This window comes from Streptomyces sp. NPDC037301 (assembly GCF_055602785.1).
This window is the reverse complement of record NZ_JBVJWD010000019.1, coordinates 81349-105335: the sequence shown is the minus strand read 5'-3', so window position 1 is coordinate 105335 and position 23987 is coordinate 81349. Positions and strand designations below refer to the sequence as shown.

22 protein-coding genes and 1 pseudogene are annotated in these 23987 nt (G+C 69.4%); 12 read left to right on the top strand and 11 right to left on the bottom strand.

The genetic code is table 11. The features are described from left to right. Nucleotides 1-271: 271 nt before the first annotated feature. From ACZ7IB_RS27850 to ACZ7IB_RS27835, 4 genes and pseudogenes are all read left to right on the top strand, one after another. Complete coding sequence (locus ACZ7IB_RS27850) at nt 272-1201, top strand: NmrA family NAD(P)-binding protein (protein ID WP_470916551.1); 930 nt, start codon at nt 272-274, stop codon at nt 1199-1201. Nucleotides 1202-1349: 148 nt separating this feature from the next. After that, nucleotides 1350-2108 carry a hypothetical protein gene (locus ACZ7IB_RS27845; RefSeq protein ID WP_470916550.1) on the top strand — a complete coding sequence of 253 codons (759 nt, stop codon included), beginning with the start codon at nt 1350-1352 and terminating at the stop codon, nt 2106-2108. Beyond that, nucleotides 2105-2626 (top strand): DUF302 domain-containing protein, encoded by a 522-nt coding sequence (locus ACZ7IB_RS27840; RefSeq protein WP_470916549.1) that lies wholly within the window; start codon nt 2105-2107, stop codon nt 2624-2626. Before ACZ7IB_RS27845 ends, ACZ7IB_RS27840 begins: the two co-directional genes overlap by 4 nt. A 389-nt stretch (nt 2627-3015) precedes the next feature. Next, nucleotides 3016-3389, top strand: a pseudogene (locus ACZ7IB_RS27835) (transposase); the annotation flags it as partial. Nucleotides 3390-3442: 53 nt separating this feature from the next. Here ACZ7IB_RS27835 and ACZ7IB_RS27830 read toward each other — a convergent pair. The 3 genes from ACZ7IB_RS27830 to ACZ7IB_RS27820 form a co-directional block, all read right to left on the bottom strand. Beyond that, nucleotides 3443-4921 carry an MmgE/PrpD family protein gene (locus ACZ7IB_RS27830; RefSeq protein WP_470916548.1) on the bottom strand — a complete coding sequence of 493 codons (1479 nt, stop codon included), beginning with the start codon at nt 4919-4921 and terminating at the stop codon, nt 3443-3445. Nucleotides 4922-5199: 278 nt separating this feature from the next. Continuing rightward, on the bottom strand, nt 5200-6129 hold the full coding sequence (locus tag ACZ7IB_RS27825; protein ID WP_470916547.1) for an SDR family oxidoreductase: 930 nt from the start codon (nt 6127-6129) through the stop codon (nt 5200-5202). A gap of 363 nt (nt 6130-6492) precedes the next feature. After that, nucleotides 6493-6630 (bottom strand): hypothetical protein, encoded by a 138-nt coding sequence (locus ACZ7IB_RS27820; RefSeq protein ID WP_470916546.1) that lies wholly within the window; start codon nt 6628-6630, stop codon nt 6493-6495. A gap of 684 nt (nt 6631-7314) precedes the next feature. Between ACZ7IB_RS27820 and panD the strand changes: the two genes are divergently transcribed. Genes panD through ACZ7IB_RS27805 form a run of 3 tightly spaced genes read left to right on the top strand, consistent with a single transcriptional unit; the run spans nt 7315 to nt 8792 of the window. Beyond that, entirely contained in the window at nt 7315-7740 is a 426-nt protein-coding gene (panD, locus tag ACZ7IB_RS27815; RefSeq protein WP_072485184.1) for an aspartate 1-decarboxylase, read from the top strand. A gap of 30 nt (nt 7741-7770) precedes the next feature. Further along, on the top strand, nt 7771-8130 hold the full coding sequence (locus ACZ7IB_RS27810) for a GNAT family N-acetyltransferase (protein ID WP_470916545.1): 360 nt from the start codon (nt 7771-7773) through the stop codon (nt 8128-8130). 35 nt (nt 8131-8165) lie between these two features. Beyond that, nucleotides 8166-8792 carry an aspartate/glutamate racemase family protein gene (locus ACZ7IB_RS27805; protein WP_470916544.1) on the top strand — a complete coding sequence of 209 codons (627 nt, stop codon included), beginning with the start codon at nt 8166-8168 and terminating at the stop codon, nt 8790-8792. Nucleotides 8793-9165: 373 nt separating this feature from the next. On the opposite strand, the gene ACZ7IB_RS27800 is transcribed toward ACZ7IB_RS27805, so the two are convergent. Both ACZ7IB_RS27800 and ACZ7IB_RS27795 read right to left on the bottom strand, forming a co-directional pair. Continuing rightward, nucleotides 9166-9609, bottom strand: coding sequence for a hypothetical protein (locus tag ACZ7IB_RS27800; RefSeq protein WP_470916543.1), 444 nt, complete (start codon nt 9607-9609; stop codon nt 9166-9168). A 2-nt stretch (nt 9610-9611) separates the two neighbouring features. Continuing rightward, on the bottom strand, nt 9612-10100 hold the full coding sequence (locus ACZ7IB_RS27795) for a MarR family winged helix-turn-helix transcriptional regulator (RefSeq protein WP_470916542.1): 489 nt from the start codon (nt 10098-10100) through the stop codon (nt 9612-9614). A 222-nt stretch (nt 10101-10322) separates the two neighbouring features. Between ACZ7IB_RS27795 and ACZ7IB_RS27790 the strand changes: the two genes are divergently transcribed. Continuing rightward, nucleotides 10323-10604, top strand: coding sequence for an alpha/beta fold hydrolase (locus ACZ7IB_RS27790; RefSeq protein WP_470916541.1), 282 nt, complete (start codon nt 10323-10325; stop codon nt 10602-10604). Nucleotides 10605-10819: 215 nt separating this feature from the next. Here ACZ7IB_RS27790 and ACZ7IB_RS27785 read toward each other — a convergent pair whose 3' ends face one another. After that, nucleotides 10820-12235, bottom strand: coding sequence for a helix-turn-helix domain-containing protein (locus ACZ7IB_RS27785; protein ID WP_470916540.1), 1416 nt, complete (start codon nt 12233-12235; stop codon nt 10820-10822). 243 nt (nt 12236-12478) lie between these two features. On the opposite strand from ACZ7IB_RS27785, the gene ACZ7IB_RS27780 reads away from it, so the two are divergent. Next, nucleotides 12479-13855, top strand: a complete 1377-nt coding sequence (locus ACZ7IB_RS27780; RefSeq protein ID WP_470916539.1) for a M64 family metallopeptidase — start codon at nt 12479-12481, stop codon at nt 13853-13855. 7 nt (nt 13856-13862) lie between these two features. On the opposite strand, the gene ACZ7IB_RS27775 is transcribed toward ACZ7IB_RS27780, so the two are convergent. The 3 genes from ACZ7IB_RS27775 to gndA form a co-directional block, all read right to left on the bottom strand. Further along, on the bottom strand, nt 13863-14660 hold the full coding sequence (locus tag ACZ7IB_RS27775) for a family 1 encapsulin nanocompartment shell protein (RefSeq protein WP_470916538.1): 798 nt from the start codon (nt 14658-14660) through the stop codon (nt 13863-13865). Continuing rightward, nucleotides 14660-15733 (bottom strand): Dyp-type peroxidase, encoded by a 1074-nt coding sequence (locus tag ACZ7IB_RS27770; RefSeq protein WP_470916537.1) that lies wholly within the window; start codon nt 15731-15733, stop codon nt 14660-14662. The genes ACZ7IB_RS27775 and ACZ7IB_RS27770 overlap by 1 nt, the downstream gene beginning before the upstream one ends. Nucleotides 15734-16341: 608 nt before the next feature. After that, nucleotides 16342-17784, bottom strand: coding sequence for an NADP-dependent phosphogluconate dehydrogenase (gene gndA, locus ACZ7IB_RS27765; RefSeq protein ID WP_470916536.1), 1443 nt, complete (start codon nt 17782-17784; stop codon nt 16342-16344). Between the two features lie 359 nt (nt 17785-18143). On the opposite strand from gndA, the gene ACZ7IB_RS27760 reads away from it, so the two are divergent. Then, nucleotides 18144-18590, top strand: a complete 447-nt coding sequence (locus tag ACZ7IB_RS27760; RefSeq protein ID WP_470916535.1) for an ABC transporter permease — start codon at nt 18144-18146, stop codon at nt 18588-18590. Nucleotides 18591-18738: 148 nt separating this feature from the next. Next, nucleotides 18739-20097 carry a transglycosylase family protein gene (locus tag ACZ7IB_RS27755; protein WP_470916534.1) on the top strand — a complete coding sequence of 453 codons (1359 nt, stop codon included), beginning with the start codon at nt 18739-18741 and terminating at the stop codon, nt 20095-20097. Here the strand turns inward: ACZ7IB_RS27755 and ACZ7IB_RS27750 are convergent. Then, complete coding sequence (locus tag ACZ7IB_RS27750) at nt 20067-21296, bottom strand: DMT family transporter (protein WP_470916533.1); 1230 nt, start codon at nt 21294-21296, stop codon at nt 20067-20069. The two genes, ACZ7IB_RS27755 and ACZ7IB_RS27750, sit on opposite strands and share 31 nt — an antisense overlap. Before the next feature lie 224 nt (nt 21297-21520). On the opposite strand from ACZ7IB_RS27750, the gene ACZ7IB_RS27745 reads away from it, so the two are divergent. After that, nucleotides 21521-22201, top strand: a complete 681-nt coding sequence (locus ACZ7IB_RS27745; RefSeq protein WP_470916532.1) for a (2Fe-2S)-binding protein — start codon at nt 21521-21523, stop codon at nt 22199-22201. 35 nt (nt 22202-22236) lie between these two features. Here the strand turns inward: ACZ7IB_RS27745 and ACZ7IB_RS27740 are convergent, their stop codons facing one another. Beyond that, on the bottom strand, nt 22237-23883 hold the full coding sequence (locus ACZ7IB_RS27740; protein ID WP_470916531.1) for an APC family permease: 1647 nt from the start codon (nt 23881-23883) through the stop codon (nt 22237-22239). Nucleotides 23884-23987 lie beyond the last annotated feature (104 nt).

Genomic DNA, 23987 nt, shown 5'->3' with positions numbered 1-23987 from the left:
CCGTCGAACGTTTCCTCGGGACGCCGGCAGTACCATCGCCTCAACCGTGGCGGCGACCGTCAGGCAAATGACGCGCTCCATCGCAAGGCACTCGGCAGCCGAGCGCATCACGCCCCACAACCGGCGCCGAGATCGGTACGAGCGGTTGAGGCAGTCGGTGCGCTCGTCGTGCCCGTGACGGATGGCTCACGGCCTGCGACCGCATTCCGCTGTCGCCCAGGGGCGCCAGGCTCCGGTTGCGCCATGGCCGTGGGCGCTGCACGCTGCCCCTATGGACCGCACCCCAGAACCCAGCGTGCTGCCCATTTTGGTGACCGGCGCTGCGGGCAGAGTCGGCTCCGTAGGGCGATCCGTGGTCGAAGGCCTTCGGCGACGGGGCCTGCCCGTCCGGGCCATGGTGCGTCGCGATGACGAACGCGCGCAGGCGCTGCGCGCGACGGGCGCCGAGGTCGTCGTCGGAGACCTGACGCATGCGGGCGACGTCGCCGACGCCCTGGCCGGCTGCGGGCGCATGTACTTCGGTATGGGCGTGTCGGCGCAGTATCTGGAGGCTGCCGTGACGGCAGCGGCCGTCGCGCGCGCGTACGGGCACCTGGAAGTGTTCGTCAACATGTCGCAGCTGACTGTTGCCCAGATGGACCTCACCAGCACCTCCGAATCGAATCAGCAGCGACAGCAGTGGCTGGTCGAGCAGGCTCTCGACTGGTCAGGCCTGCCCGTCGTCCAGATCAGGCCCACGGTGTTCATGGAGAACCCGCTCTTCCGCGTCGGCTTCTCCTCGATCGCCAAGGACGGCACCATCAGACTGCCCCTCGGTCAGGCGAAGACCTCACCGGTGGCGGCCGGTGACGTCGCCGCGGTCGTGGAGGAGATCCTGGCCGACCCGGCCGCGCACATCGGCCGGACCTACGAACTAACCGGCCCCCGCTCGGAGGACATCACCGCCATGGCTGCGGAGGTTTCTTCAGCCCTGGGCCGACCGGTCAGCTACACCGACGTCCCACTGCAGGAATGGATCGACAACGACCTCAGACCGATAGGGCTGCCGGACCACGTCTTCCAGCACATCTCCACCATGGCCCGCCTTCACGCGGAGAATCGTTACGACCGCAAGGCGGACGGTGTGGAGCAGGTCACCGGGCGGCCCCCGTCAGGGATAGCCGACTTCGTCCGTAAGAACGACGACCTGTTCACCCGCTGAAACCATCTCTTTCGAAGCGTCGTCCAGCGTCCTACGTCGTGGGTTGGTCGCCGCAGGCACCGGCCACGATCTGCGGGCCCCGCCGCCAACCGGCTTCGGGCACCAGATCAAGCTCCTACGCGGAAACCGCCGCGGAAAGGACCTGGCCATGAGTGACGGACTCCTCGACCTGGCAATCGCCGCAACCGGCGGCCAAGCACTCTGGAACACCCTGCGTGGCCTAAAAATCGACATCTCCATCGGCGGCCCGATCTGGGCGATGAAGGGCTGGCCCCCGGACAAGACGTTCGACCAGATCCTGACACTGGACACGGTCAGGGAGCACATCGTGTTCAGCCCGTTCACCCGCCCCGACCAGCGGATGGTCTTCGACGCCGCCACCGACAGCGTCACCATGCAGACACTCGACGGCGAACCGGTCGAGACCCTCACCCCCGCACGTGCACGCTTCAAAGGAATGCTGCGCAACACTCCCTGGGACGCCCTCCACCTTGGTTACTTCCTCGGCTACGCGTGCTGGAACTACTTCACAACGCCGTTCCTGTTCACCTATCCGGATGTGCGGGCCCATGAAATCGAACCGTGGCGCGAAGCCGGCCAGACCTGGCGACGCCTGCAGGTGCGCTTCCCACCCCGGATCGCCACGCACAACCCGGACCAGGTGTTCTACTTCGATACCTTCGGAATGCAACGCCGCATGGACTACATCACCGAAGTCAACGGCAGCACCCTCGTGGGCCACTACACCAGCCGCTACCAGACGTTCGACGGATTGCTCGTGGCCGCGCGCCGCCGGGTCTTCCGCCGCAACCCCGACAACAGCGTCAACCTCAACCTGCCGTCCATCACCCTCGACATCCACGACGTCGAACAGGTTCGCTCCGGCGACGAACAGGCACAGCCATGACCACTCATGACGCCGTCATCGATCACCCCGCCCGGCGGCTCGTCGTGGCGCTCCCGCACCCATATGACGCCACCCGTGGGCACTACGAAACCCTCGTACCAGAGGTCGATCTCGCTCGCTTCTTCCAAATGGCCTCGTGGCAGGCCACGCTCGAGCTGGCGGAGATCAACGCCCCGCACGGCTTCATGCGCTACTACCGCAGTGACATCACCGCCGTCATGGCCGGGTCGCCGTCCGGGTGGAAGGCCACGCAGTACCTGATGGGCAACCACACCATCGCCGAACGCATGTTCCGCCACGACCCGTCGGTCATGCTGCACGCACCACTGCGGACCCTGCTCTACGCCGACCCCGACGGCGACACCAAACTCGCCGTCGACCAGCCCAGCCTGCTGTTCGCCAGCTACGACAACCCTCAGATCACCGACGTCGGCCGCGAACTGGACATGCTGCTCGCCCAACTGATCACCCTGCTCGGCGGCGACCCACCCCCGCAGCTCGCGGCCAAAGGGTCTTGAACCGCGGCCCTCGACCCCTCGGCGGCGACCTCATCGGCAAGCGCGTCCTCCTGGCCACCGGCATCGACCTTCCCCGTGCCGCTGCCGACATCGCGACCGGCATCGAACCCGACCTCACCCCCACGCGACAGCGGGCTGCCGCGATCAGCATCCTGTACCCGCAGACTTCCGGAACCGTGACCGAACGGCACATCGACGAGGCGTTCGCCCGGGAGACCGAGTGGCTGGAGCAGATTAGCTGGATCACCGAGACCGGTGACCAGGTGACCCTTCCGCCCGCCGGCGACGTTGACGTCGCACGCGTCGGACTCCTCGTCGTCACCGCCACCGACGCCGACCAGGCCGCCCAGCGGCTGCGCCGCGCGGAGGACCGCATTCACCGCCTGGCCCGCCTCCTGCTCACCCGCCCCGGCAACCTGCGCGACAAACGCCAGGCTTCTTGCCGAACTCACCGCTGCCTGCCCCGAGATGACCGCCCTCGCCCAACTGGTTCGGAGGTTCGCCGAACTCCTCTCCCCAGCTGAGGGCAACGACGCCGCACTCACCAAGTGGATCACCGACGCGCGGGCCGCTGACCTGCCCTACCTGCACGCATTCGCCAACGGACTCGAACTCGACCGCGCGGCACATCAATGCCAGCCTGACCACTGAACACCACAACGGCCGCACCGAGGGCATCAACACACGCACCAAGAGGATCACGAGACAGATGCACGGCCGAGCCGGGTTCGCCCTCCTCCGCCACCGCATCCTGCTCAACTGATCCACACCGAGGCACGATCAACGGCTACGAAAATCTTGCCAGAGCCGAATGATTTACAGTCCCATCTCATCCAGAGCGGGCTGCACGGCGGGGGTGAGCAGGGCGGTCAGCTGGGAGATGTCGTCGAGGGCTTCGAGGCCGAGGACTGCGCTCTCGATGGCGGCCTGGCGGCCCGGGGAGAACACGGAGTGAGTCAGGCTGCGGTATTTGTCGACGATCTCCGCGTTGGTCAGGAGGCGGTCGCCGGTGCCGCGGGGGTGCCGGACGACCGCTTCGCACACCCCACCGTCTTTCAGGGTCAGACGCAACCGTGTAGTGAGCCTTTCATCGACCGGGAGCCGGTCGTACGCCCGTTCGTGGCGTGTTTCCGTGCGGTCGATCAGGTTCCACACGTCGTCGCGGTTGATCCGCTCCTCGGCGAACTGGTCGATGAGCACGTCCCCGTCGATGAGCGCCACCGCCACCGTGTAGGCCACGTTCATCTGGGCGCCAATCGGCTCGAGCGGCCGGACCGCCCGCCATCCTCCGTGTCCATAGGCGGCCTCCGGCAGGTCGATCTCGATCCGTTCGACCTGGTCGGCCGTCAGCTTGTGCTCCGACCGCAGGTGGAGGGCGGCGTCGATGGCGGCGTGCAGCAGGCCCATGGCGGCGTACGCCTTCACCGCGATGCGCTCGGTCTCCCAGACCACGCCCAGGCCCGCGGTGATCTGTCCGGCGTCGGGCCTGTGCCCCTCTCCGAAGGTGGACAGGAAGCCGCCGTACTCCCGCTCGAAGACCCGCTTGATACCGACGTAACCCGACGCCGCGAGCGCGGCCGCGGTCAGGCCGTTGCGCGCGGCGAAGCCGTGCTGCATCCGCTTGACCATCGACTCGAACTGCGCCGACATCAGGCCGCACGACTGGGTGGCCGCCATCCCAAGGGCGTCCTCGAATCCGGCGGCGTTCAGCCCATAGAGCGTCCCAGCAGACACCGCGGCGCTGTGGGTACCAAAGACCACCCCCGAATGCCAGCCACGGGAGATCATCTCCAGGCCCCCCAGGGCCATGCCCACCCGTGGCCCCGTCTCATAGCCAAGGATCGCGCCGAGCAGGAAGCGGGACCCTGACACCTCGCCGACGTGCGGGACCGCCGCAAGCATGGCCGGCACAACCAGCGCATTGCTGTGCAAAGGGGCGAGCGGGTGGTAGTCGTCGAGTTCGAAGCCCTGGATGAAGCTGGAGTTGAGCATCGCCGCCGACGGCGCGCTGGTCGTGCGGGCTCCCCAACCGATCAGCATGGCGCTTCCGGCGTTGTCCAGCGCGGTGACCCCCTCGACGCCCTTGCGGGAGACAGGGAGCCTGGCTCCGACCAGGGTACAGGCGATACCGTCGAGCAGCAGGTGCTTGGCGCGCTCGCGCACGGAAGGCGGCACCTCGCCCAGCGAGGTGCCGGCAAGCCAGGTGGTCAGCCGGCCGGTGGGACCCGCGGGGTCCGTGGGGTCGCCGCCGGCGTTGCCGGCCACCCGATCGGGCTTGGGTCCGGAGACACTCATGAGCTTTCTGCACTCCTGCCGTTCCAGTATGGTCCTGAGTTCGTCGTCGCTGACGGCCGCTCATGGTGTCGCAGTGGAAGGCCCTCGAATCGTCAGCCCTGCGCACCTGTCGCCTGATTCACTGAGATGCCCGAGTGGATCGCTCTCACCTGTACGTTCGGCCTCGGCGCCCTGCCGATTGCCGCAGTCCCACTGACACCGGGTCCCACCTGGCGAGTTCGGGCAGGCACTCGTAGCCAGCGAATCATGAACCGAACATCAACTCACGTATCACCCTCTCAAACGATGTCCTCGCAGTTGGGAAGGATTTCTGTCTGGGGCCGGACCTGGTCGAAGATCTCGGCATCGGCATGCATCACGTCGGTGTTGGCGTCGGCAGCAGCCGTGGCGGCGCCGAGGAATTCCCTGGCCCCGCGGAGTCTGATGCTCAGCCGACGTTGCGTGGCCTGGCTGTTGAGGCGTACGTCCAGGGCTCCCAGGAGGTGCGTGTCCGCGCGGCGGCCGGCGGGCAGTAGGGAGGGGTCGACGCCGTCGCGTCGGGCGATGAGCACGCCGAGTGCGTAGCGGCTGAGGGCATCGCATCCAGCCAGGTGGAAGACGCCGGCTGCGTCGGACACCGCAAGCTCCCACAGGGCAGCCGCCAGGTCGGCGACATGCACAGGGCAGCGGATGTCGTCCGTGAACAGGGCCCCCTCCCGCGCGCCGCCGGCTAGCTCGTGCACCACTCGTTCGTGCGCGGATCGGCCATCGCCGATGATCAGCGAGGTGCGGGCGACGACCGAGGCCGGGTGGAGGAGTCGCACGGCGGTCTCAGCGGCGGCCTTCGCGGCCCCGTAGGGGGTGACCGGATCGGGGAGAGCCGTCTCGTCGTAGTGCACGTGGGTCCCGGAGAACACGGCGTCGCTGGAGACATGCACGAGGCCGATCCCCCGCCTCGCCGTCGCCTCGGCGAGGCGGACGGGGCCGTCCGCAGTGACTGCCCAGTCGGCCTCCCCGCTGGACGCGTTGATCACCATGCTCGGTGCCACCGTGTCGATGATCTCGTCGAGTCGACGGGGATGCCGTAGGTCCAGGTGGTGCCACGAGGTGCCGGAGGCGTCGCCAGGGCGGGAGTTGAACGTCGCGGCCGTGACGCGACCTGCGGACGTCGCCTGGTGCACCAGCTCGGTCCCCAGGAACCCGCTGGCTCCGATGATCAGCACAGTCATGCCGGTACACGGTAGTGGAACCCCTTGCTGCCCCGCGGTGGAACGGGGAAGCACGCGAAGAGGCGACCCACCGGCATCTGTCACGTGGATCCGCAGAGGCATGGCCGGAGCGCCCGCGTAGCCAGCGGCGCTTCCCCCGGCGCGTGAGCGTCAAGGAAGTCGTCGAGGAGGACACCGTGGTCGCCGGCATCGGCCGCGTACGCCGAGACAGTTTCCGGTTCTGGGCGTGCGGGTTCAGGTTGGACCGCGGGTATGGCGAGCGGGGTTCGGGCTTCGGCGGCGACCTGAACCCGCGAGCTGGTCCGACGCAGCACTTTCGCGTTTTCGCCCCACCAGCCGCCGTACCCAAGTGAAACGGCGAGGCTAGTGAATCTTTTGCTGCTCCAGCCATTTGAAGTCCTCAGTCCTCTTGTACAGGACCTTGGCGTTCCGGCCTCGGCCGAGCTTGTATCCCTTGAGGCCCAACTTCGCAGCTTCCTTGTAGACCCAGCTGACGGACATGTTCAGCATGGTCGCTACCTCGGCTGTATCCATAAGAACCGGCGCGACAGGGTGGCGTTCGCGTGCCGAGTAGGTCGTGGAGCTCAGCTGGTGCGAAGCCGTGCGTGTCGATTTGTGCAAGATGACTCCCTGATGTCCTGATCAAACAGTGAAATTCGCTCACCGCGGGTGCGATCCGTGTGCCGCGCGAGCGTCCGCCGGTTGCCACCACCAAGTGCCGGCGCGCGGACAACAGAAATGGTCTTGAGAATCACCGGTTTCCCCAGCCGGTCATTTGCTGCTATGTTCCCGCGCCGCCCGCGATTTGTTTCGCCCGCGCCGTCTCGTAAGTAGCCGGTGGGCAGGGGGCGTCTCGGTAGCGGAGGGCGTAGCCCGGCTCCGTGGTCACCCGCCCCCTCGCGCCAGGAGGGGAGCCAGGGTGTGGTGGGGGGCGGATGGGGGCGGCCCCGAGGATGCCCCAGAGTGGTTGCGTAGGCTGGCGTCGTCGTCGCGGCGGGACGGCCACAGGTTGTCCGTGGATGACCTCCGATCAGCCTGACGGGGGGCAGCAAAGTGAGCAACTGGTGAGCATCAGTCCTCAAATACATGGGGAAAGCTGACCGAACTTGCGACTCGTTGTAAGGTAGGGAAACAGCACTTGACCTGCAAAAACGCAGGCAGGGAGCCTAGCCCGGGAGTACCTCCATGATGCGTACAATGTTCAAATCCAAGATCCACCGGGCCACCGTGACCCAGGCCGACCTGCACTACGTCGGCTCGGTCACCGTCGATGCCGAGCTGATGGAAGCCGCGGATCTACTGCCCGGTGAGCTGGTGCACATCGTCGACATCGACAACGGCGCCCGCCTGGAGACGTACGTCATCGAGGGCGAACGCGGCTCCGGCGTCATTGGTATCAACGGCGCCGCAGCCCACCTCGTCCACCCCGGTGACCTGGTCATCCTGATCAGCTACGCCCAGGTAGACGACGCCGAGGCCCGTGGACTGACCCCGCGCATCGTGCACGTCGACGCCGGCAACCGTATCGTCGCGCTCGGCGCCGATGCCTCCGCGCCCGTGCCGGGCACCGCCACCGAGCGGAGCCCGCACGCAGTCCCCGCGGCGCGCTGACCCGGCTCGACCATCGAGGGAGCACCCGTCATGGCAGAACAGACCGACCGGATCGAGTTCGACATCCGCGACGACCGCGCGAGCGGCAACCTGCGCGCGTACGAGAACGGCAAGGCCGTTGGAGTCATCGCGTACTTCGTGATGGACGGCGGCCTCGCCGCCCTCGTGGCCGTGCACACCGTCGTCGAACCCGGCCACGAGGGCAAGGGCATCGCGGGCGCCCTCGTTCAGGAGTTCTACGCCATGGCAGGCCTTGAGGGCGTCCCCGTCGTCCCGCTCTGCCCGTATGCCGCGAAGTGGGCGCAGCGCCATCCCGACCAGGCTCCCGAAGCCCCGGTCGAACTGGTGGAGCAGGCGAAGGTCCAGCTCAAGTCCCATCCCGAACTCTAGTGATCCCACCGGCCGGGAGGTGTACCGTTCGGCCGATGGTCCTCGCCCTGCTGCACACCTCCCCGGTCCATGTCCCGGTCTTCGACGCGCTCCGGGACACGGACCATCCCGGACTCGGTCTGCGTCATCTCGTGTACGAGGACCTGCTCACCCGGGCGAGGGAATCGGGCCCGGAGGCGATGTCGGGCGAGATCAGGGCGCTGCTCGCGGGCGCCGTCGCCGAGGGCGCTTCCGCAGTGCTCTGTACCTGTTCGACGATCGGCGGGGTCGCGGAGTCGGCCGCGGCGACGATCGGCGTTCCCGTGCTGCGTGTCGACCGCCCGATGGCAGCCGCTGCTGCGGAACGGGAACGCCTGGTGGTACTCGCGACCCAGTCCGCGACCCTGGGGCCGACCCTCGCTCTGCTCGCCGAAGAGGCGGGGGACCGGCCCGTGGAGGTCCGTACCGTGATGGTCGACGGTGCCTGGGCGCGCTTCGAAGCCGGTGACCGTGACGGCTATCTGGACCTGGTCGCGGCCGCGGTCGATGCGGTGACGGACGCCGATGTGATCGTGCTGGCGCAGGCGTCCATGGCCGATGCGGTCACCCGTACGGCCACTCGGATCCCGGTGCTCTCCAGCCCCCGGCCGGGCCTCGCCGCCGCGGCCGCCGCCGCGCGCTGACCTGCCGTTCGGGTTCCGGACCTGCGCGGATCATTCGGAACCTGTACGTATGGACTCACCAGGCGAGGGCAGCCGCTCCGAGGGACGGTGAAAGGAGATCCACCCCGAACCGCTCGGAGGCCCCCGATGACCAACCCGTACCCCGATCCCGTGCCACCGGCGCCCACCCCGGGACCGATGCCGGGGCCTCCGGCGCCGCTGCCGGAGCCGCCGCCCCCGCCGCCGGGGCCCGTCCCGCCCGGCCCGTCCCCCGATCCGATTCCGCAGCCGCCCACACCCGAGCCGGCGCCGGCGCCGGAACCGTCACCCCGGTCGGCTGGATGACCGCTGCCCGGTGCGCCGCGCCGGGCTCTGTCCCCTCGGGCGGTACGCCTCAGGCCCCGGCCAGGACGGCGTTCGCCCGCGCGGTGACCTCGGTGAGTACGCGGCCTGCCGCCGCCAGGTCCTCGGCCGGCAGACCCGCGTACAGCCGGGCCGTGATGTCCGCGATGCCGGTGCTGTTCGCATGCCGGCGGTCACGGCCTGCGGGCGTGAGACCGACGCGGGCTGTGCTGCCCGGGACCTCCTCCAGCAGCCCCGCGGCGGACAGCTCGGCCAACGTCGCTTCGGCGACCTCCGCGTCGATCTTCAGCGTGCCGGTCATGCGGTCGACGAGCCGGACGCGCTCGATCGCCTCGCCGCTGTCCGCGATGACGTTCAGTGCCACCGCCTGATGGAACGTGGTTCCGGTGGTCGCCAGCAGCCGTTCGAGAACGGCCCGGGTGGCGTAGTGGGCCTGGCCGATGACCTGGCCGTTGACGGTCGGTGTGACAGGCATGGCTACTCCTTGGTCGATTTGGTCGATGAACTTGGAATCGCGGGAATCGGTGCGTCGAGAAGAGCTGCCAACGTGCGGGTGAATGCCTCGGTGTCCGCACCGTCCAGGCCGCCCAGCGGGGCCAGTTGCTGGTCGAGGAGCTCTCGTACGACATAGACCGCGCGGAGTGTGACCGCGCGCCCCTCATCGGTCAGCGAGAGCTGGACGGCCCGGGTGTCGCCGGGATCGGTGGTGCGCTCGATGAGGCCGGCGGTCTCCAGGGTGCGGGCCAGCTTCGACACGTAGAGGGGTTCGAGCCCGGTGTGGTCCGCGAGCCGGCGCTGGCTGGGCCGCAGCCCCGAATGCTGCATCCCCAGCAGGGATCCGAGCAGTGAGTACTGCGCATGTGTCAGGCCGAGCGGCCCGATCGCCCGGTCCACGGCCACCCGCCACTTCATCGACAGGCGCCAGACCAGGAAGCCGGGGGTCGGTCCCTGAGGTGCGTTGCTCATGAACAGACAGAGTACATGGCTACTATGTACATGGCTATTGTTTTCATCGCTGCTGAACTGCGCTCGCGGGAATGGTGATTGCGTGGGAAGCGAGCTCCTTGGCGTGGCGGCCGCGTGGCGATGAGGACTGCGCCGCGCCTTCCTTCACCGCCCCTGGCGGCACCATTCGTCTACCGTGTCGTGGGTGAGGGCGGGCCGCTGCTCTGCCTTCCCGGTGTGCCCATGCGTGCCTGTGCCTACCTCGGTGATCTCGGTGGGCTGTCGAAGCGGCGCCGGCCGATCATGCTCGACCTGCGGGGTACCGGTGACTCCTCCGCTCCCGCCGACCCGGCCGCGTACCGCTGCGATCGACAGCTCGTCGACGCCGAGGCACTCCGTGATCATCTCGGTCTCGGCCGCGTCGACGTGCTCGCGCATTCGGCGGGCGGCGATCTCGCCCTTCTGCATGCGGCTCGGCACCTGCGGCGCGTCCGCACCCTGACCCCGATCACCGCCCGTGCGTGAGCCCTCGATGTCGACTTCACCCACGAGCAGCGCCGGGAGGCGGCTGCCCTGCGAAAGGCCGAGCCGTGGTTCGGGCCGCGCACGACGCCTACGAACGAATCCGGACCGGCGCCGACTCCACCCCTGGCTCGACGTCCCCGCCGATTCCCCCACCGTAGAGGCGTTCCTCACTCATGGGCGCGGCGGGCAGGCGGTCCGACTCGACCGGACGGAACTCAGACGGTGGACGGCCGCACCGGCGCCGGTCCCAGTGTGGTGCTGCCGGGAGAGGCCCGATGCCCGAGCCCGGTCCGGTACGCGTCCATCGCCGCCTCGGTCCGCCCCAGGCGTCGTAGCAGATCGCCCAGGAGCCGGCAGATGTCCGCGAGATCACCTGCGGCGCCCGCCCGCTCCAGCAGGGCCAGCGCGGTGACGTAGTGCTCCTCGGCGGAATCGAGGTTGCCCTGCTCCTCGTGGATGAGGCCGAGAAGCCGGTGCGCGCCGCCGGCGTGGACCGATCCTCGGTCGGGGTGCAGTTCGCCCAGGAGCCGATGCAGCAACTCCTGGGCCTGGGAGGCCTTGCCGCGCCTGCGCAGTACGTCCGCCAGCTCCACCTCGACCTGCGCCGTGTACAGGGGGGCCCGTTTCGACGCCAGCATGTCGCGGGCGGCGCGCAGCTCGCTCTCGGCGCCGGACAGGTCGCCGTCCTGTGCGTGGACGTAGCCGCGCATCCAGTGGCAGTGCGCCAACTCCGTGCGGATCTGCAGCTGTTGGTAGATCTCGGCCGCCTTGGCGAGGGAAGCGTCGGCTTCCGTGGTACGGCCCGCTGCGATGAGCGTGCGCGCGACGCTCCGGTGCAGTCCGGCGACCAGCTCCGGATCGGACACCTGCGGTGCGAGGGCCAGTGCCAGCTCGCCCGCCTGTGCGGCGCGGGCATGGGCGCCCATGTCCATGTACGGCGCGATCACGGCCGTGTACAGCAGCAGGAGCGCGCCGGGGTCCTGCAGGCCGGAGGCGTTGAGCTCGTCGATGGCACTTTCCAGCAGGTAGCAGGCGTAACGGAGTTCTCCCGCCAGTAGATGGGCGACCGCCCGGCCGCGGACGGCCGGGGCGCGCCGGGGGAGCGGCGCGTCGGCGAGCAGCCTCTCCCCGGTCTCGAAGTGGCCGCGGGCCGCGGGCAGATCGCCCGTCTCCAGGGCGCACTGGCCGAGCCCGAGCAGGGCTGCGGCGTGTTCGCTGTCGAGTCCGTTTCTATCGGCCTCGGCGAGCAGCCGGGTGTAGGTGGCGGCGGCGTCCTCGGCGGCGCCGGTGGCCAGTGTCCGTTGGGCCTCGACGAGCTTCAGCCGCAGCTCGGTGGCGAGATGGGCGGGGCGTCCGGTCGCCAGTTCCTCGTACGTCACGCCGAGCCGGTCCGCGAGGTGACGTACGGCCGCCTCCGACGGGCGGACCCGGCCCGCCTCCAGGGTGGAGATATAGGCGGGGGTGTAGGAAGGCTCGGCGAGCTGTCGCTGGGTCAGTCCGCGTTCGGCACGCAGCCGTTGTACGCGCCGACCGATGGCTCCGGGGTCGTCGTAGCCCGGGCCGTGCGCGTCGTCCGGCCCGTGGCCGGAGCCCGCTCCGGTGCCTCGTCCCGTTGTGCGCTTCTCGTTCATCGCGCCGCCCCTTCTGCCTCGCACGGCCTCGAAATGCGGCCCATATATCGTAAATGCCCGGTTACGAGCCTCAACCACGCGACTCCTGGGCCTTGTTCGGAGCCCCGTACCCTTCTAGGTTAAGCATCGCATTAAATCCACTTAACCAGTGAGTTACATGCTGGTCGTGTCCCGGAAGTGCCCCGGAAACCACAGGAGTCGTCCATGCGCATACGCCCCCACACGCGCCGAACAGCAGTATCGATGTCGGGACTTGCTCTCGCCGGCCTTCTGGCGGCGACCGCCGTCACCACCCCCGCGTCAGCCACCCCCACGGGCACCGATGGCGGTCGGCGCGTCGAGGCCGAGTACTTCCCCGACCCCGGCGGCCCGGGCAGGACCGTGGAGGTCCCCGTCGCTTCCCCCACGCAGAGGGGCAGAGGCGCCGCCGCCCCGCTGGGCGCCGCCGAGGCCGCGCTCGACGGCACGGTGGGCAAGCAGGCCGTGACCGGTCCCACCGACGACCGCCTGGACGTCGTGATCATCGGCGATGGCTACACGGCCGGCCAGCAGGACGACTTCCACGCGGACGCCACCGCCAAGTGGGCCGACATCACCGCCCTGGAGCCGTACAAGAGCTACCAGGGTCTGTTCAATGTCTGGACCGTCGACGCCGTCTCCAACGAGTCCGGCGTCAGCGGAGACCCCGGAGCGGACACCGTCAAGGACACCGCACTCGGCAGCTACTTCTGGTGCTCGGACACCGAGCGGCTGATCTGCGCCGATATCGACAAGGTGGCCGCCTACGCCGCCAAGGCCCCGGCCGCGGACCTCGTGGTCGTCATCGCCAACTCCACCAAGTACGGCGGCGCGGGCTACTCCGGACTCCAGGCCGAGGGTTACCCCTTCAACGGAGTCTCCACGCTCTCCTCCGACCACGCCTCATCCAGCCTGATCGCCGCGCATGAGATCGGGCACTCGGTGGGCCTGCTCGACGACGAGTACACCTACGAGGCGTACGGCACCTGGACCGGAGGCGAGCCGGGCGGAATCAACTCCACCACCTACACGCCCGGGCAACTCACCGAGAAACAGGCCAAGTGGTATCGCTGGCTGGGGCAGAGCGACCCGGCGGGCGGCACCGTCGGCACGTACGAGGGCAGCGCCTACTACCCGTTCGGCATCTACCGCCCGACCGCCTCATCGATCATGCGCGAGCTGAGCAACACCGCGTTCAACCTGCCGGGACGCGAGGCGATGATCGCCGGGTTCTACCGCGGGGGCAACGCACTGAGCAGCACCGTCGACACGGACGACACCGTCGGACCCGGCCGCCGTATCGCGGTGACCCTGGCAGACCTCACCACCGTCGGCGTCAAGCCTCACACGCACGGGCGCCCCCTTGCCGCCACCGGCCTCGCCAGGACCGATCTGCGCTGGTACGTCGACGGCGTCGAGAAGGTCGCCGCCCGGGGACGTAGCTCCGTCACCCCGGCCTCGCTCGGAGTCCACGCGGACGGTCGCAGCCACAAGGTGACCGCCGAGGCCGTGGACCGTACGGACGCGATCCGCGACCCCGCCGTCCGTGCCCTGGCCACCGACACCCTCACCTGGAGCGTCAGGCCGACCGGGCACCGGTAGCAGTTCCTCAGGCGATGATCGGGACGACGGCCTCGGGCGTCAGCATCCGGAAGGTGAACGACTGATGGAGGTAGAGCCGGATGCTGGTCGCGTCGTGGTCCTGATAGCCGATCGACAGATCCTGGCCCAGGCACAGTTCGAAGTCGCCGCCACGGGTGGACAGAAGTACACCACCCGCGACGGCGGGCGCCCAGAGGATCTGGTCGTCGAGCAGCCGGGCCAGATGGGTGGCCACCGGATATCCGTGGTCGGAGGTCTCGGTCGCCTCGGTGAAGGCGTCGGCACCGAGCAGCAGCCGGTACGGCCCGTCGACACCGGCCAGCCGCAGTCGGGTGAGTGCCTGGCTGACGGTGGCCGGGTAGTCGCGGGCGTCGGCCGGCAGCGGCAGCGGTGAGTGCGAGGAGCCGTCCCGGAGTCCGGTGATGCCGGCCGACGCGTACCCGTCGATGATCGCCATGTCCTCGGCGAACGCACAGGTGCGGGCCGCGTCCTTGACGGGCTGCCAGTCGCTGTCGTCGGAACCGCGCTCGACGTCGTCCACGGCCGTCCGGGTCACCGTGAACGGCACCCGCCAGTCGATGACGGGCACCGAGGTGCGGGCCCGGGCGATCACGTCCGGCGTGGGGGGATCGATGTCGCGCAGATGACCGTCGCCGATGGCCGCCAGTTCGGGGCCGTCCGGGCCGGTCACGTCGACGACACGGCGGCCCGCCACATGGCGGCTGAAGGTGCGCCGGGCCTCTTCTTCGATCTGGTCCCAGGCGGCTTCCGTGACAGGGGCGAGTTCGCGGTGGAGGTTGTTCATCACTGGGCGCTTTCTTGCAGGCTGCCGATGTGCAGCGAACCGTCGTCCGAACGGACCGGGGCTGGGGCCTGCGCCACCGCCGGCGCGGACGCCGGCTCCGGCAGGGTCTCGGTCGCGGTCACTGCGGGCGACGGCGGCGGGGCGTCGAAGAAGTCGGCGCTGGGGACGTAGAAGAGCGTGCCGGTGACCGCCGTCGAGAAGTCGAGGATGCGGTCGTACGTGCCGGTCGGATTGCCGAGGAACATATTGCGGAGCATCTGCTCGGTCACGCCCGGGTCGGCGGCGTATCCGATGAAGTACGTGCCGAACTCGCCCTGTTCGAAGCTGCCGAACGGCATGTTGGCCCGCAGGATCTCGCGTTCCGTACCGTCCGGGTCGGTGATCGTATTGAGGGCGACATGCGAGTCGGCGGGCTTGACGTCGTCGGAGAGCTCGATGTCGGCGAACTTCGTACGGCCGATGACCCGCTCCTGCGCCTCGGTGCCCAGCGTGTTCCAGGACGCGAGGTCGTGCAGATACTTCTGCACGATGACATAACTGCCACCCGCGAACTCCGGATCCTCGGCGCCGACCAGGGCCGCCGACCGTGCACCCGCCCCCACCGGGTTCTCGGTGCCGTCCACGAAGCCGAGCAGATCCCGGTGGTCGAAGTAGCGGAACCCCTGTGTCTCGTCGACGACCTTCACCGCGCCGCCGAGCCGGTCCAGGAACTGGGCCGCCCACTCGTAACACACGTCCATCCGCTCGGCCCGGATGTGGAGCAGCAGGTCCCCCGGAGTGGCGGGAGCATGGTGTCGGGCACCGTGCAGCTCCTGGAACGGGTGGAGCCCCGCAGGGCGCGGCCCCGCGAACAGCCGGTCCCAGGCGTTGGAACCGAAGCCGGTCACGGAGACCAGGCCGGTGCCCGGGAACCGGAATCCGATGGAGCGGGCGATCGCCGCGAGATCGGGCAGCACCTCGCGTACGACGGGCTCACCACCGGGCTCGATCGTGGCGACCAGGATCAGGGCGGCGCTGGTCAGCGGGGCGACGACGGGCTGTGCCGCGACAGGTTCCGGTGTGGCGTCGGGCATACGGGGGCTCCATGGGGCGTCAGCGGTACGGAACGGCAGCGGGCTCGCGGGTGCGGGGGCGACAAGTGGGCCCGCTGCTACTTACGCATACGTACGACAGCGCCGCACCCCGGGTCACCTGACCGGGCGACTGCGCGAATGGTCCTGTTCCCCGGGCGCGCCTGCGGCCGTCACGCGGGGCGACCGACCGACGATCCGGGACGCGAGTTCACCCGCGTGCCCGCGGCCAAGGCCCCGCAGGGGCCCGCACGTGGTCGTCGACCGCGGCCTGATCACCGGCCAGTACCCGTCCCTGTCCATACCGCCCGCGGCGGAACTGCTGAAGAAGCCGGCCTGACGAGGGGCGCCATCACCCGCCGGGTCGGATGTCGACGCGTCCGGGGCACGGGTACAGCCGTCCACCATGACCGGCCGGTCCAACAGGGTGTCCGCCGGGAGCGTCGCGGTCAGCTCGGTCAGCCCGGCCGGCAGCAGCAGGTCCGTCGGCGCGGCCGGTTCCGCGGCGGTCCATCAGCGGTGTCCGGGTCCGGGGGCACATGCGTCAGCCCGGTCTCCTGCAACTCCCTCCGCATTCACCGAGGGCGTGGAGCGCCCACCGACGTCGCGTATCAGCCTGCCCCGACCTCCGACCGGTCGCCGCCCCAGAGCGTGTGGAAGGAGCCCTCGCGGTCCGTGCGCCGGTATGTGTGCGCGCCGAAGAAGTCGCGCTGTCCCTGGGTGAGCGCCGCGGGCAGCCGGTCCGCGCGCAGTCCGTCGTAGTACGCGAGCGCGGCTGCGAACCCCGGCGTCGGCACCCCCTGCCGTACCGCCTCGGCGACCACCGTGCGCCAGTCGTCCTGCGCCGCACCGATCTCCTCGGCGAACTGCGCGTCCGAGAGCAGGCTCAGCAGGTCGGGGCGGGTGTCGTAGGCTGCCCGGATCCGGTCCAGGAACGCGGCCCTGATGATGCACCCGGCCCGCCAGATCGCTGCCACCGTGCCGAGGTCGATGTCCCAGTCGTAGGCCTCGCTGCCCGCCCGGATCTGGTGGAACCCCTGCGTGTACGAGACGATCTTGGACGCGTACAGCGCCTGCTCCACCCGGTCGGCGAAGGCTGCGGCCGCTGTCTCGTCGAGCGCCTTGGGCGATGGGCCCGCCAGGCCCTGCGCCGCCTCGCGCAGATCCGCATGGCCGGACAGCGAGCGGGCGAATACGGCCTCCGCGATACCGGAGACGGGCACCCCCAGATCCAGCGCGATCTGCACCGTCCAGCGGCCCGTGCCCTTCTGCTCCGCCCGGTCCTGCACGATGTCGACGAAGGGCTTTCCGGTGGCCGCGTCGGTGTGGGCGAGGACCTCCGCCGTGATCTCGATGAGATACGAGTCCAGGCGGCCGGTGTTCCAGCTGCGGAATGTCTCGGCGATCTTTGCGGGGGAGTAGCCCGCCACCGCACGCAGCAGGTCGTACGCCTCCGCGATCAGCTGCATGTCCGCGTACTCGATGCCGTTGTGGACCATTTTCACGAAGTGCCCGGCACCGTCGGGACCGATGTGGGTGGTGCACGGGGCACCGTCCTTCGCCTTGGCGGCGATCTTCTCCAGCAGCGGCCCCAGCGATTCGTACGACTGGGTCGAGCCGCCCGGCATGATGCTCGGCCCGTTCAGCGCGCCCTCCTCGCCGCCCGAGATGCCGACGCCCACGAAGTGAATGCCGCGCTCGCGCTGCTCCTTCTCGCGGCGGCGGGTGTCCTCGAAGTGTGCGTTGCCGCCGTCGATGATGACGTCGCCCTCTTCGAGGAGCGGGGCGAACTCCTGGATCACAGCGTCCGTCGGATCGCCCGCCTTCACCATGATGACCAGCCGGCGCGGACGTTCCAACGCCGCGACGAACTCCTCCGGCGTATGTGCGGCAACGAAGGAACCCTCGTCGCCGAACTCCTTGACCAGGGCGTCCGTCTTCGCGGTCGTGCGGTTGTGCAGGGCGACCGTGAAGCCATTGCGGGCGAAGTTACGTGCGAGATTGCGGCCCATGACCGCGAGTCCTGTGACGCCGATCTGCGCAGTGCCGCTCATCTGTGTGCTCTGCAATCTGTGTGGGGGGTGCCGGGATCTTCAGTATGGATACGGGGCGCGGGGACGGCCTGTTCAGCATGGGCCGTATGGACCTGCCTATTTGTATTAGGGAAAGACCTAGAGGGTCTAGGCGTCGCTCCGGCACCCTGCTCGCGGCGATTCCGGGTGCCCGGCTGGTGGACAGGGCCGGTGGCAGGCTCGTGGAGTTCCTCGGTGGACACACCGGTTCCACCGAGGATCCCGATGCGTTCGCCGCGCGGTTGCGGGAGGCGCTGCTCGACTGAAACGGGCAGGTCAGGGGTGTTGACGGGCTCGTTCCAGGTCCCGTTCCGCACCCCGGAGCAACTACCTGAGCCGTCATGGGGCCAAAGTGGCGCCATGGACCTCACGCCGGCGTCCTCGCCCTGCTCACACTGGTGCTCACCTGGCTGGCCGCCGCGACCGGGCTGGTGGCCAAGAACACCGAGACCGCCAGCAACGTCTCCATGCCGCTGACGTTCCTCCCCTGCCTCGGCAGCGCCATCGTTCCACCGGAGTCCATGCCCACCGGGCTGCGCTGGTTCGCCGAGTACCAGCCCTTCACACCGGTCATCGAGACGCTGCGCGGCCTGCTGATGGGCACCGAGGTCGGCAACAGCGGGATCATCGCGCTCACCTGGTGCGTCGGGATGAGCCTGGTCGGCTGTCTGTGGGTGCGACCGGTCTTCAACCGTGACGCCACACGCTGGGTAACTCTCCCCCGGAGAAGGCCGGATGGCCGGTGCAGTCCTCAATCCTCGTACCGGACAGCACGGTACGAGGGCTGACGAGTGCACCGGCCACGAACCTCGGGCGGCGGTGTCCCCTGGGCCGTCCGTGACGGGTGAGCCGCTGTCGCTCCCTTGTCATCGGCCTTTGTCTGCCCATAAGTTGGGCGCTTGCGACGTGTCCTACAGCCAGTGGGGGAGCCAAGTCATGGCCGCAAACGGACGGCACCGCAGATATCAGCCCAGCCGGCTCAACCGTGCCTCGCTCACGGTCACCGTCGGCGGTGCGGGCATCGCGCTCCCGCTCATCGCAGCCGCCTCGGCAGGCGCCGCCTCGACGGATGTCTGGGAGAAGGTAGCCGCCTGTGAGTCCACCGGCAACTGGCACATCAACAGTGGCAACGGCTACTTCGGTGGCCTTCAGTTCACCCGGTCGACGTGGGCGGCCTACGGCGGTACGGTCTACGCCCCGCGCGCCGACCTGGCCACCAAGGACCAGCAGATAGCCATCGCCGAGAAGGTGCTCGAAGGGCAGGGACCCGGCGCCTGGCCGGGCTGCTCGACACGGGCGGGGCTGACCAGTGGCGGGGAAGCCCCCGGCATCAACCCGCAGTCGGAGCGGACCGGCCACCTACAGGCGCCCGGGAAGGCTGCCGCCGGGAAGCCGGAGACGAAGCGGACGACCACGCCCGCCAAGCCGACCACTGTGCCCGGCAAGCGCGAGTCGTACACCGTGGCCCGTGGTGACTCGCTCTCCGCGATCGCGGCGAGTAAGCATGTCCGTGGCGGCTGGCAGCACCTGTACGCGGCGAACCGCACGATCGTGGGGGACGAACCGGATCTCATCTTTCCCGGACAGCGCCTGAGCCTCGATGTGGCCCGGGCACCGAAGGCGGGTTCCAAGACGGGTTCGACGCCGGCCGCGCAGCCGAAGACCGCACCGCGCCAGAAGGCGAAGCCGCAGCACCGGACCACCGAGCCGAAGCGGCAACCGGCCACGTCGCAACACCAGGCCGCGAAGCCGCAGCATCGGACCACCGAGCCGAAGCGGCAACCGGCCACGTCGCAACACCAGGCCGCGAAGCCGCAGCACCGGACCACCGAGCCGAAGCAGCATCCGAAGAAGGCCGAGAGTCACGAGCCGCGGCGGGCGGAGAAGCACTCCGACACTCTCGTCGCGCCGGTTGCGGCAGGTATCGGTACCCCTTACCACCGGGCCGGCTCCTGGGCCAGTGGCTATCACACCGGTGTCGACTTCCCCGTCCCGACCGGCACTTCGGTGAAGGCGGTCGGCTCCGGCACGGTCGTCTCGGCGGGTTGGGCGGGGGCGTACGGATACCAGATCGTCATCCGGCACAGCGACGGCAAGTACAGTCAGTACGGGCATCTGTCCGCGCTTCATGTGCGTGAGGGCCGGCATGTCTCCGCAGGCCAGCGGATTGCGCGCTCGGGTTCCACCGGGAACGTCACCGGTCCGCACCTGCACTTCGAGATCCGTACCGGCCCCGGTTACGGCTCGGACGTCGACCCGCTGGCCTACCTGAGGGCGGGCGGCGTCAGCGTCTGAACGACCCCCTGGGGCGCGGCTGTGTCAGCCGGCGCGGCAGGCTCCGCGGACACGCCGCCCCGCCGTGCTGCGGTGCCGGTGTGCGACGACCGCCCGGGCCCGAACTCCACCTGCCCGAGGCGACGCTCCAGTGGCGTCATCAGAGGCATCACAGGGGCTGCCGAGAACGTTTCCGCGACGGTCTCGACGGCCGCGGCCGGCGTCGACGGTGCGGGCTCGAGAAGAACGACAACCGTCTGTGTCTCAGCCGGGTGGGCCAGATCCACCGCCGGTTCCACAACACCTCCGGCGCCGGGCTCCGCGTCCGCCCCGTCTCCCAGAGCGTCCCGGTACTCGCTCGCGGCCGGCTGCCCGGCGCGGTGCTCCGCGCCCAGCCGCTCCGTCGTGAGAAGTATCAGCCCGCCCGCGGCGACCACCCCGCAGGCCAGCGCGAGCATCGTGCCCGCCGTACCGTGCCGGAACTGCTCATCGAACATGGTGATGCCGACAGCCGCGGCTATCACCGGGTTCACCACGGTCACCGTGGCCAGCGGCGCGGTCAGCCCGGCGCCCCGGTACGCTGCCTGGGAGAGCAGCAGCCCGGCGGCCGCGAACGTGCCTATCGCCAGCAGCGCCGGCATTCCGGCCGCTGCCGCACCGGAGGTCCACTGCACGGCCACGGTCTTCGTGAACACCGAGGCGATACCGAAAGCGATGCCCGCGGCCCCGGCCAGGATCACACTCCGTACCACCGGCCGGTGCAAGCCCTTGGAGATCAGGAAGAGCGCTGCGACCGCACCGAGCGTCACGCCGGCGAGCGTCAGCTGATCCGGGCCGCTCAGGGTGTGCGACTCGGCGTTCCCGGTGAGCGCGAGCAGGCCCGCCAGACCGACGGTCGCCATGATCGCGCCGCGCCATGCGATGGCACCCGCCCGGCGGCGTACGAAGAGTGCCGCCATCGGCAGGGCGAAGACGATGGTCAGCGCACCGAGCGGCTGGACGAGACTGAGCGGACCGTAGGCCAGCGCCACGACATGCAGCACCGCGCCCACGCCGTTCATTGTCACGGCGGCCCACCAGACACGGTTGCGCAAGGGTGCGAGCGAACGGCCGTCTCCAGCCGTGGCCACGCGCTCCTGGACGATCGCCCCGGCCGCGTAGGCGACCGCGGAGACCAGTGACAGAAGCACGGACAGCGCAAGGGAACTCATGTACACCACGATGTCCCCTCAAAGCCGCTGCGTCGTCGTCCTTGAGGCGGCAATCCTGCGTACTGCCTTGGTAGTACGTGACTACTCCCAGTGTCCTCCTCCCGACGGTAGTCCTCCCTGCGGAGGGCCCCGGAGCGATCATCCCGAGGGGTTACGGTGAACGGCGGGTCGCGGTACTCCGGGTGCCCGCGATGTCACCAGTGGCGGCCGGGGAGCCGAGAAGGAGCAGTGCGATGGACGAGTCGGCAGCGGTCTCTGTGGGCGGATTCTTCACACTGCGTACCGCTTCACCGTCCGACGGGGCGCACCGCCCGCTGGCACTGTTGTACGCGGGGGAGTCCGCACCGCTCACGGCCCGTATCGACACGGTCGCCACCCGGCTCCGTACCCCTGAGCGCAGAGTCGCCGCCTCCGTCGCACACCTGGGGCTGGCCTCCCGCCTCTGGTCGATCGCACTCGGCCCGGCGGCCCTGACCGGCCGTTTCCCCGATCTCTCGCCCGATGTCCTGCACTGGGACCCACGGCACACCGCCCCCGACGACCTGTGGCTGAGCACCGCCGAATCGCTGCCCGCTACCGCCGCCCGGATTCGGGAAGCCGTGCAGTACGCCCATCTCGTGCCCCTCGCCGAGGCGATCCACCGCGACGGCCCCCTGTCGAACGGGCTGCTGTGGGGCAACGTGGGGTCGGCGCTGGCGGGAGCCCTGCGCGAACTGGTCACCTGGGCCCGCACCCACCGCCGCCCCGACGTGTCAGGCCGGGCCCGCGCCCTGGCCGCCGAACTCTTCGACCACCCGGACCTCCGGAACACCGGCGCCCCGCACGACCCGGCGTTCCGCCGCCGCAGTTGCTGCCTGTACTACCGCTGCCCGGGCGGCGGTCTGTGCGGCGACTGCGTCTTCGAGAACGTCTGACACCCGGACGAGCCGGAGCCGGGCGGGAGGCCGGGTCACCCGCCCGGCACCACCTCGACGGAGCCGATGTACTCCTGGGTCTCCTCGTCGGGGAGCCGCACGGCCTGGGCCCAGAAGTAGATCACCAGGCTGAACGCGGCGATGAGCGCGACGTCCCACCACAGCGGCACGGCATCGGTCGCACCGCAGGACGCTGACGACGCCGGGCCGGTGCTGCAGAAGCCGCCCTGCCAGGAGATCAGCCCCATGCCCACGAGGTACACCGGCAGCCACTGCGCGGACCGCCAGTCCATGTGCGGAACCTTTGGGTTGAGCTTGAGCAGCGCGGAGCCGCCCAGCAGTAGATAGCCGAGCACGATGGCCACGCCGAGCCGCCACAGGGTGTCCCAGCCCGCCCAGTAGATGATCAGGTTCGAGACGATGAACGCCACGGGCGCCCAGAACATCCCGCCGGGCAGCCGGTACGGGCGAGGCCGGTCCGGGTCCTGTTTGCGCAGGCATCCGAAGGCGAGCGGCGCCCCCGCGTACATCAGCACACTCGCGGACGTGACGAAGCCGACCAGCTTCTGCCACGTGGGGAACGGCAGGAACACGATGAGGCCGACCACGAACGCGAAGAGCAGGCTGAACCACGGGACGCCGTGCTTGGTGGTGCGCTCGAAGACCGCGGGGACGTAGCCGTTGCGGGACAGGCCGTAGGAGACCCGAGAGGTGGCGGTGGTATAGATCAGGCCCGTACCGGACGGTGACACGACCGCGTCGATGTACAACAGCGTGGCGAGCCAGCCGAGTCCGACGGAGGTGGCGAGCCCGGCGAACGGGCCCGCCTTTCCGCTGAAGGAGAGATTGGCCCAGCCGTGGGCGAAGGCGCTGTGCGGCAGGGCGGCGATGAAGACGACCTGAAGCGCCACATAGATGAGGACGCCGATGAGGATGGAGCCGATCACCGCCCGTGGGATGTCCCTGGCCGGGTTACGGCTCTCTCCCGCGAGTTGGTCGGCCTGCTCGAAGCCGAGGAGCGCGAAGATGATGCCGCTGGTGCTGATGGCGGAGAGCACGCCCCTGGCACCGAAGGGGGCGAAGCCCTGGTAGCCGAAGTTGCCGCTGTGGAAGGTGGTGGCGGCCAGCACGATGATGGTGAAGACGGGGACGGCCACTTTCCACCACGTCGCCACGCTGTTGGTGTGGGCGAGCCATTTGATGCCGAGGAAGTTGACGACGACGAAGAACGCCATGAACGCGACAGCCAGCCCGTACCCCGCGGGTGTCAGGTGATTCTTGCCGGTCTGCAACCAGGGGGCGTGGACGCTGAGATAGTTCAGCGACGCCATGACCTCGATCGGCGCCACGGTGACGGCCTGCAGCCACGAGAACCATCCGAAGGACGCGCCGGCGGCACTGCCGAAGGCATAGTGCGGGAAGCGGGCCGTGCCGCCCGCCACCGGGTACATGGCCCCCAGTTCGGCGTGGACGAACGCCAGCACAATGATGGCGAGTGCCCCGATTCCCCAGGAAATGAGCGCCGCCGTGCCGGCTGCCTGCGCGGCGAACAGGGCGCCGAACAGCCAGCCGGACCCGATGATGGACCCCTCCGAGGTCCAGATGAGACCGATCAGCCCGATTTCCCGCTTGAGGCCCGGATTCGTGGGCGCCGTGGGTGCGACCGGCTTGGACATCCGCATGCGGCATGCACCCCTTGTTCCGGTGGGGATGAGGCGTGGGGTGTAGGTCTGCGTCCAGGGGGACCTCAACAGGATGCCCCGATCTTCGTGGATCGTTCCCGGAG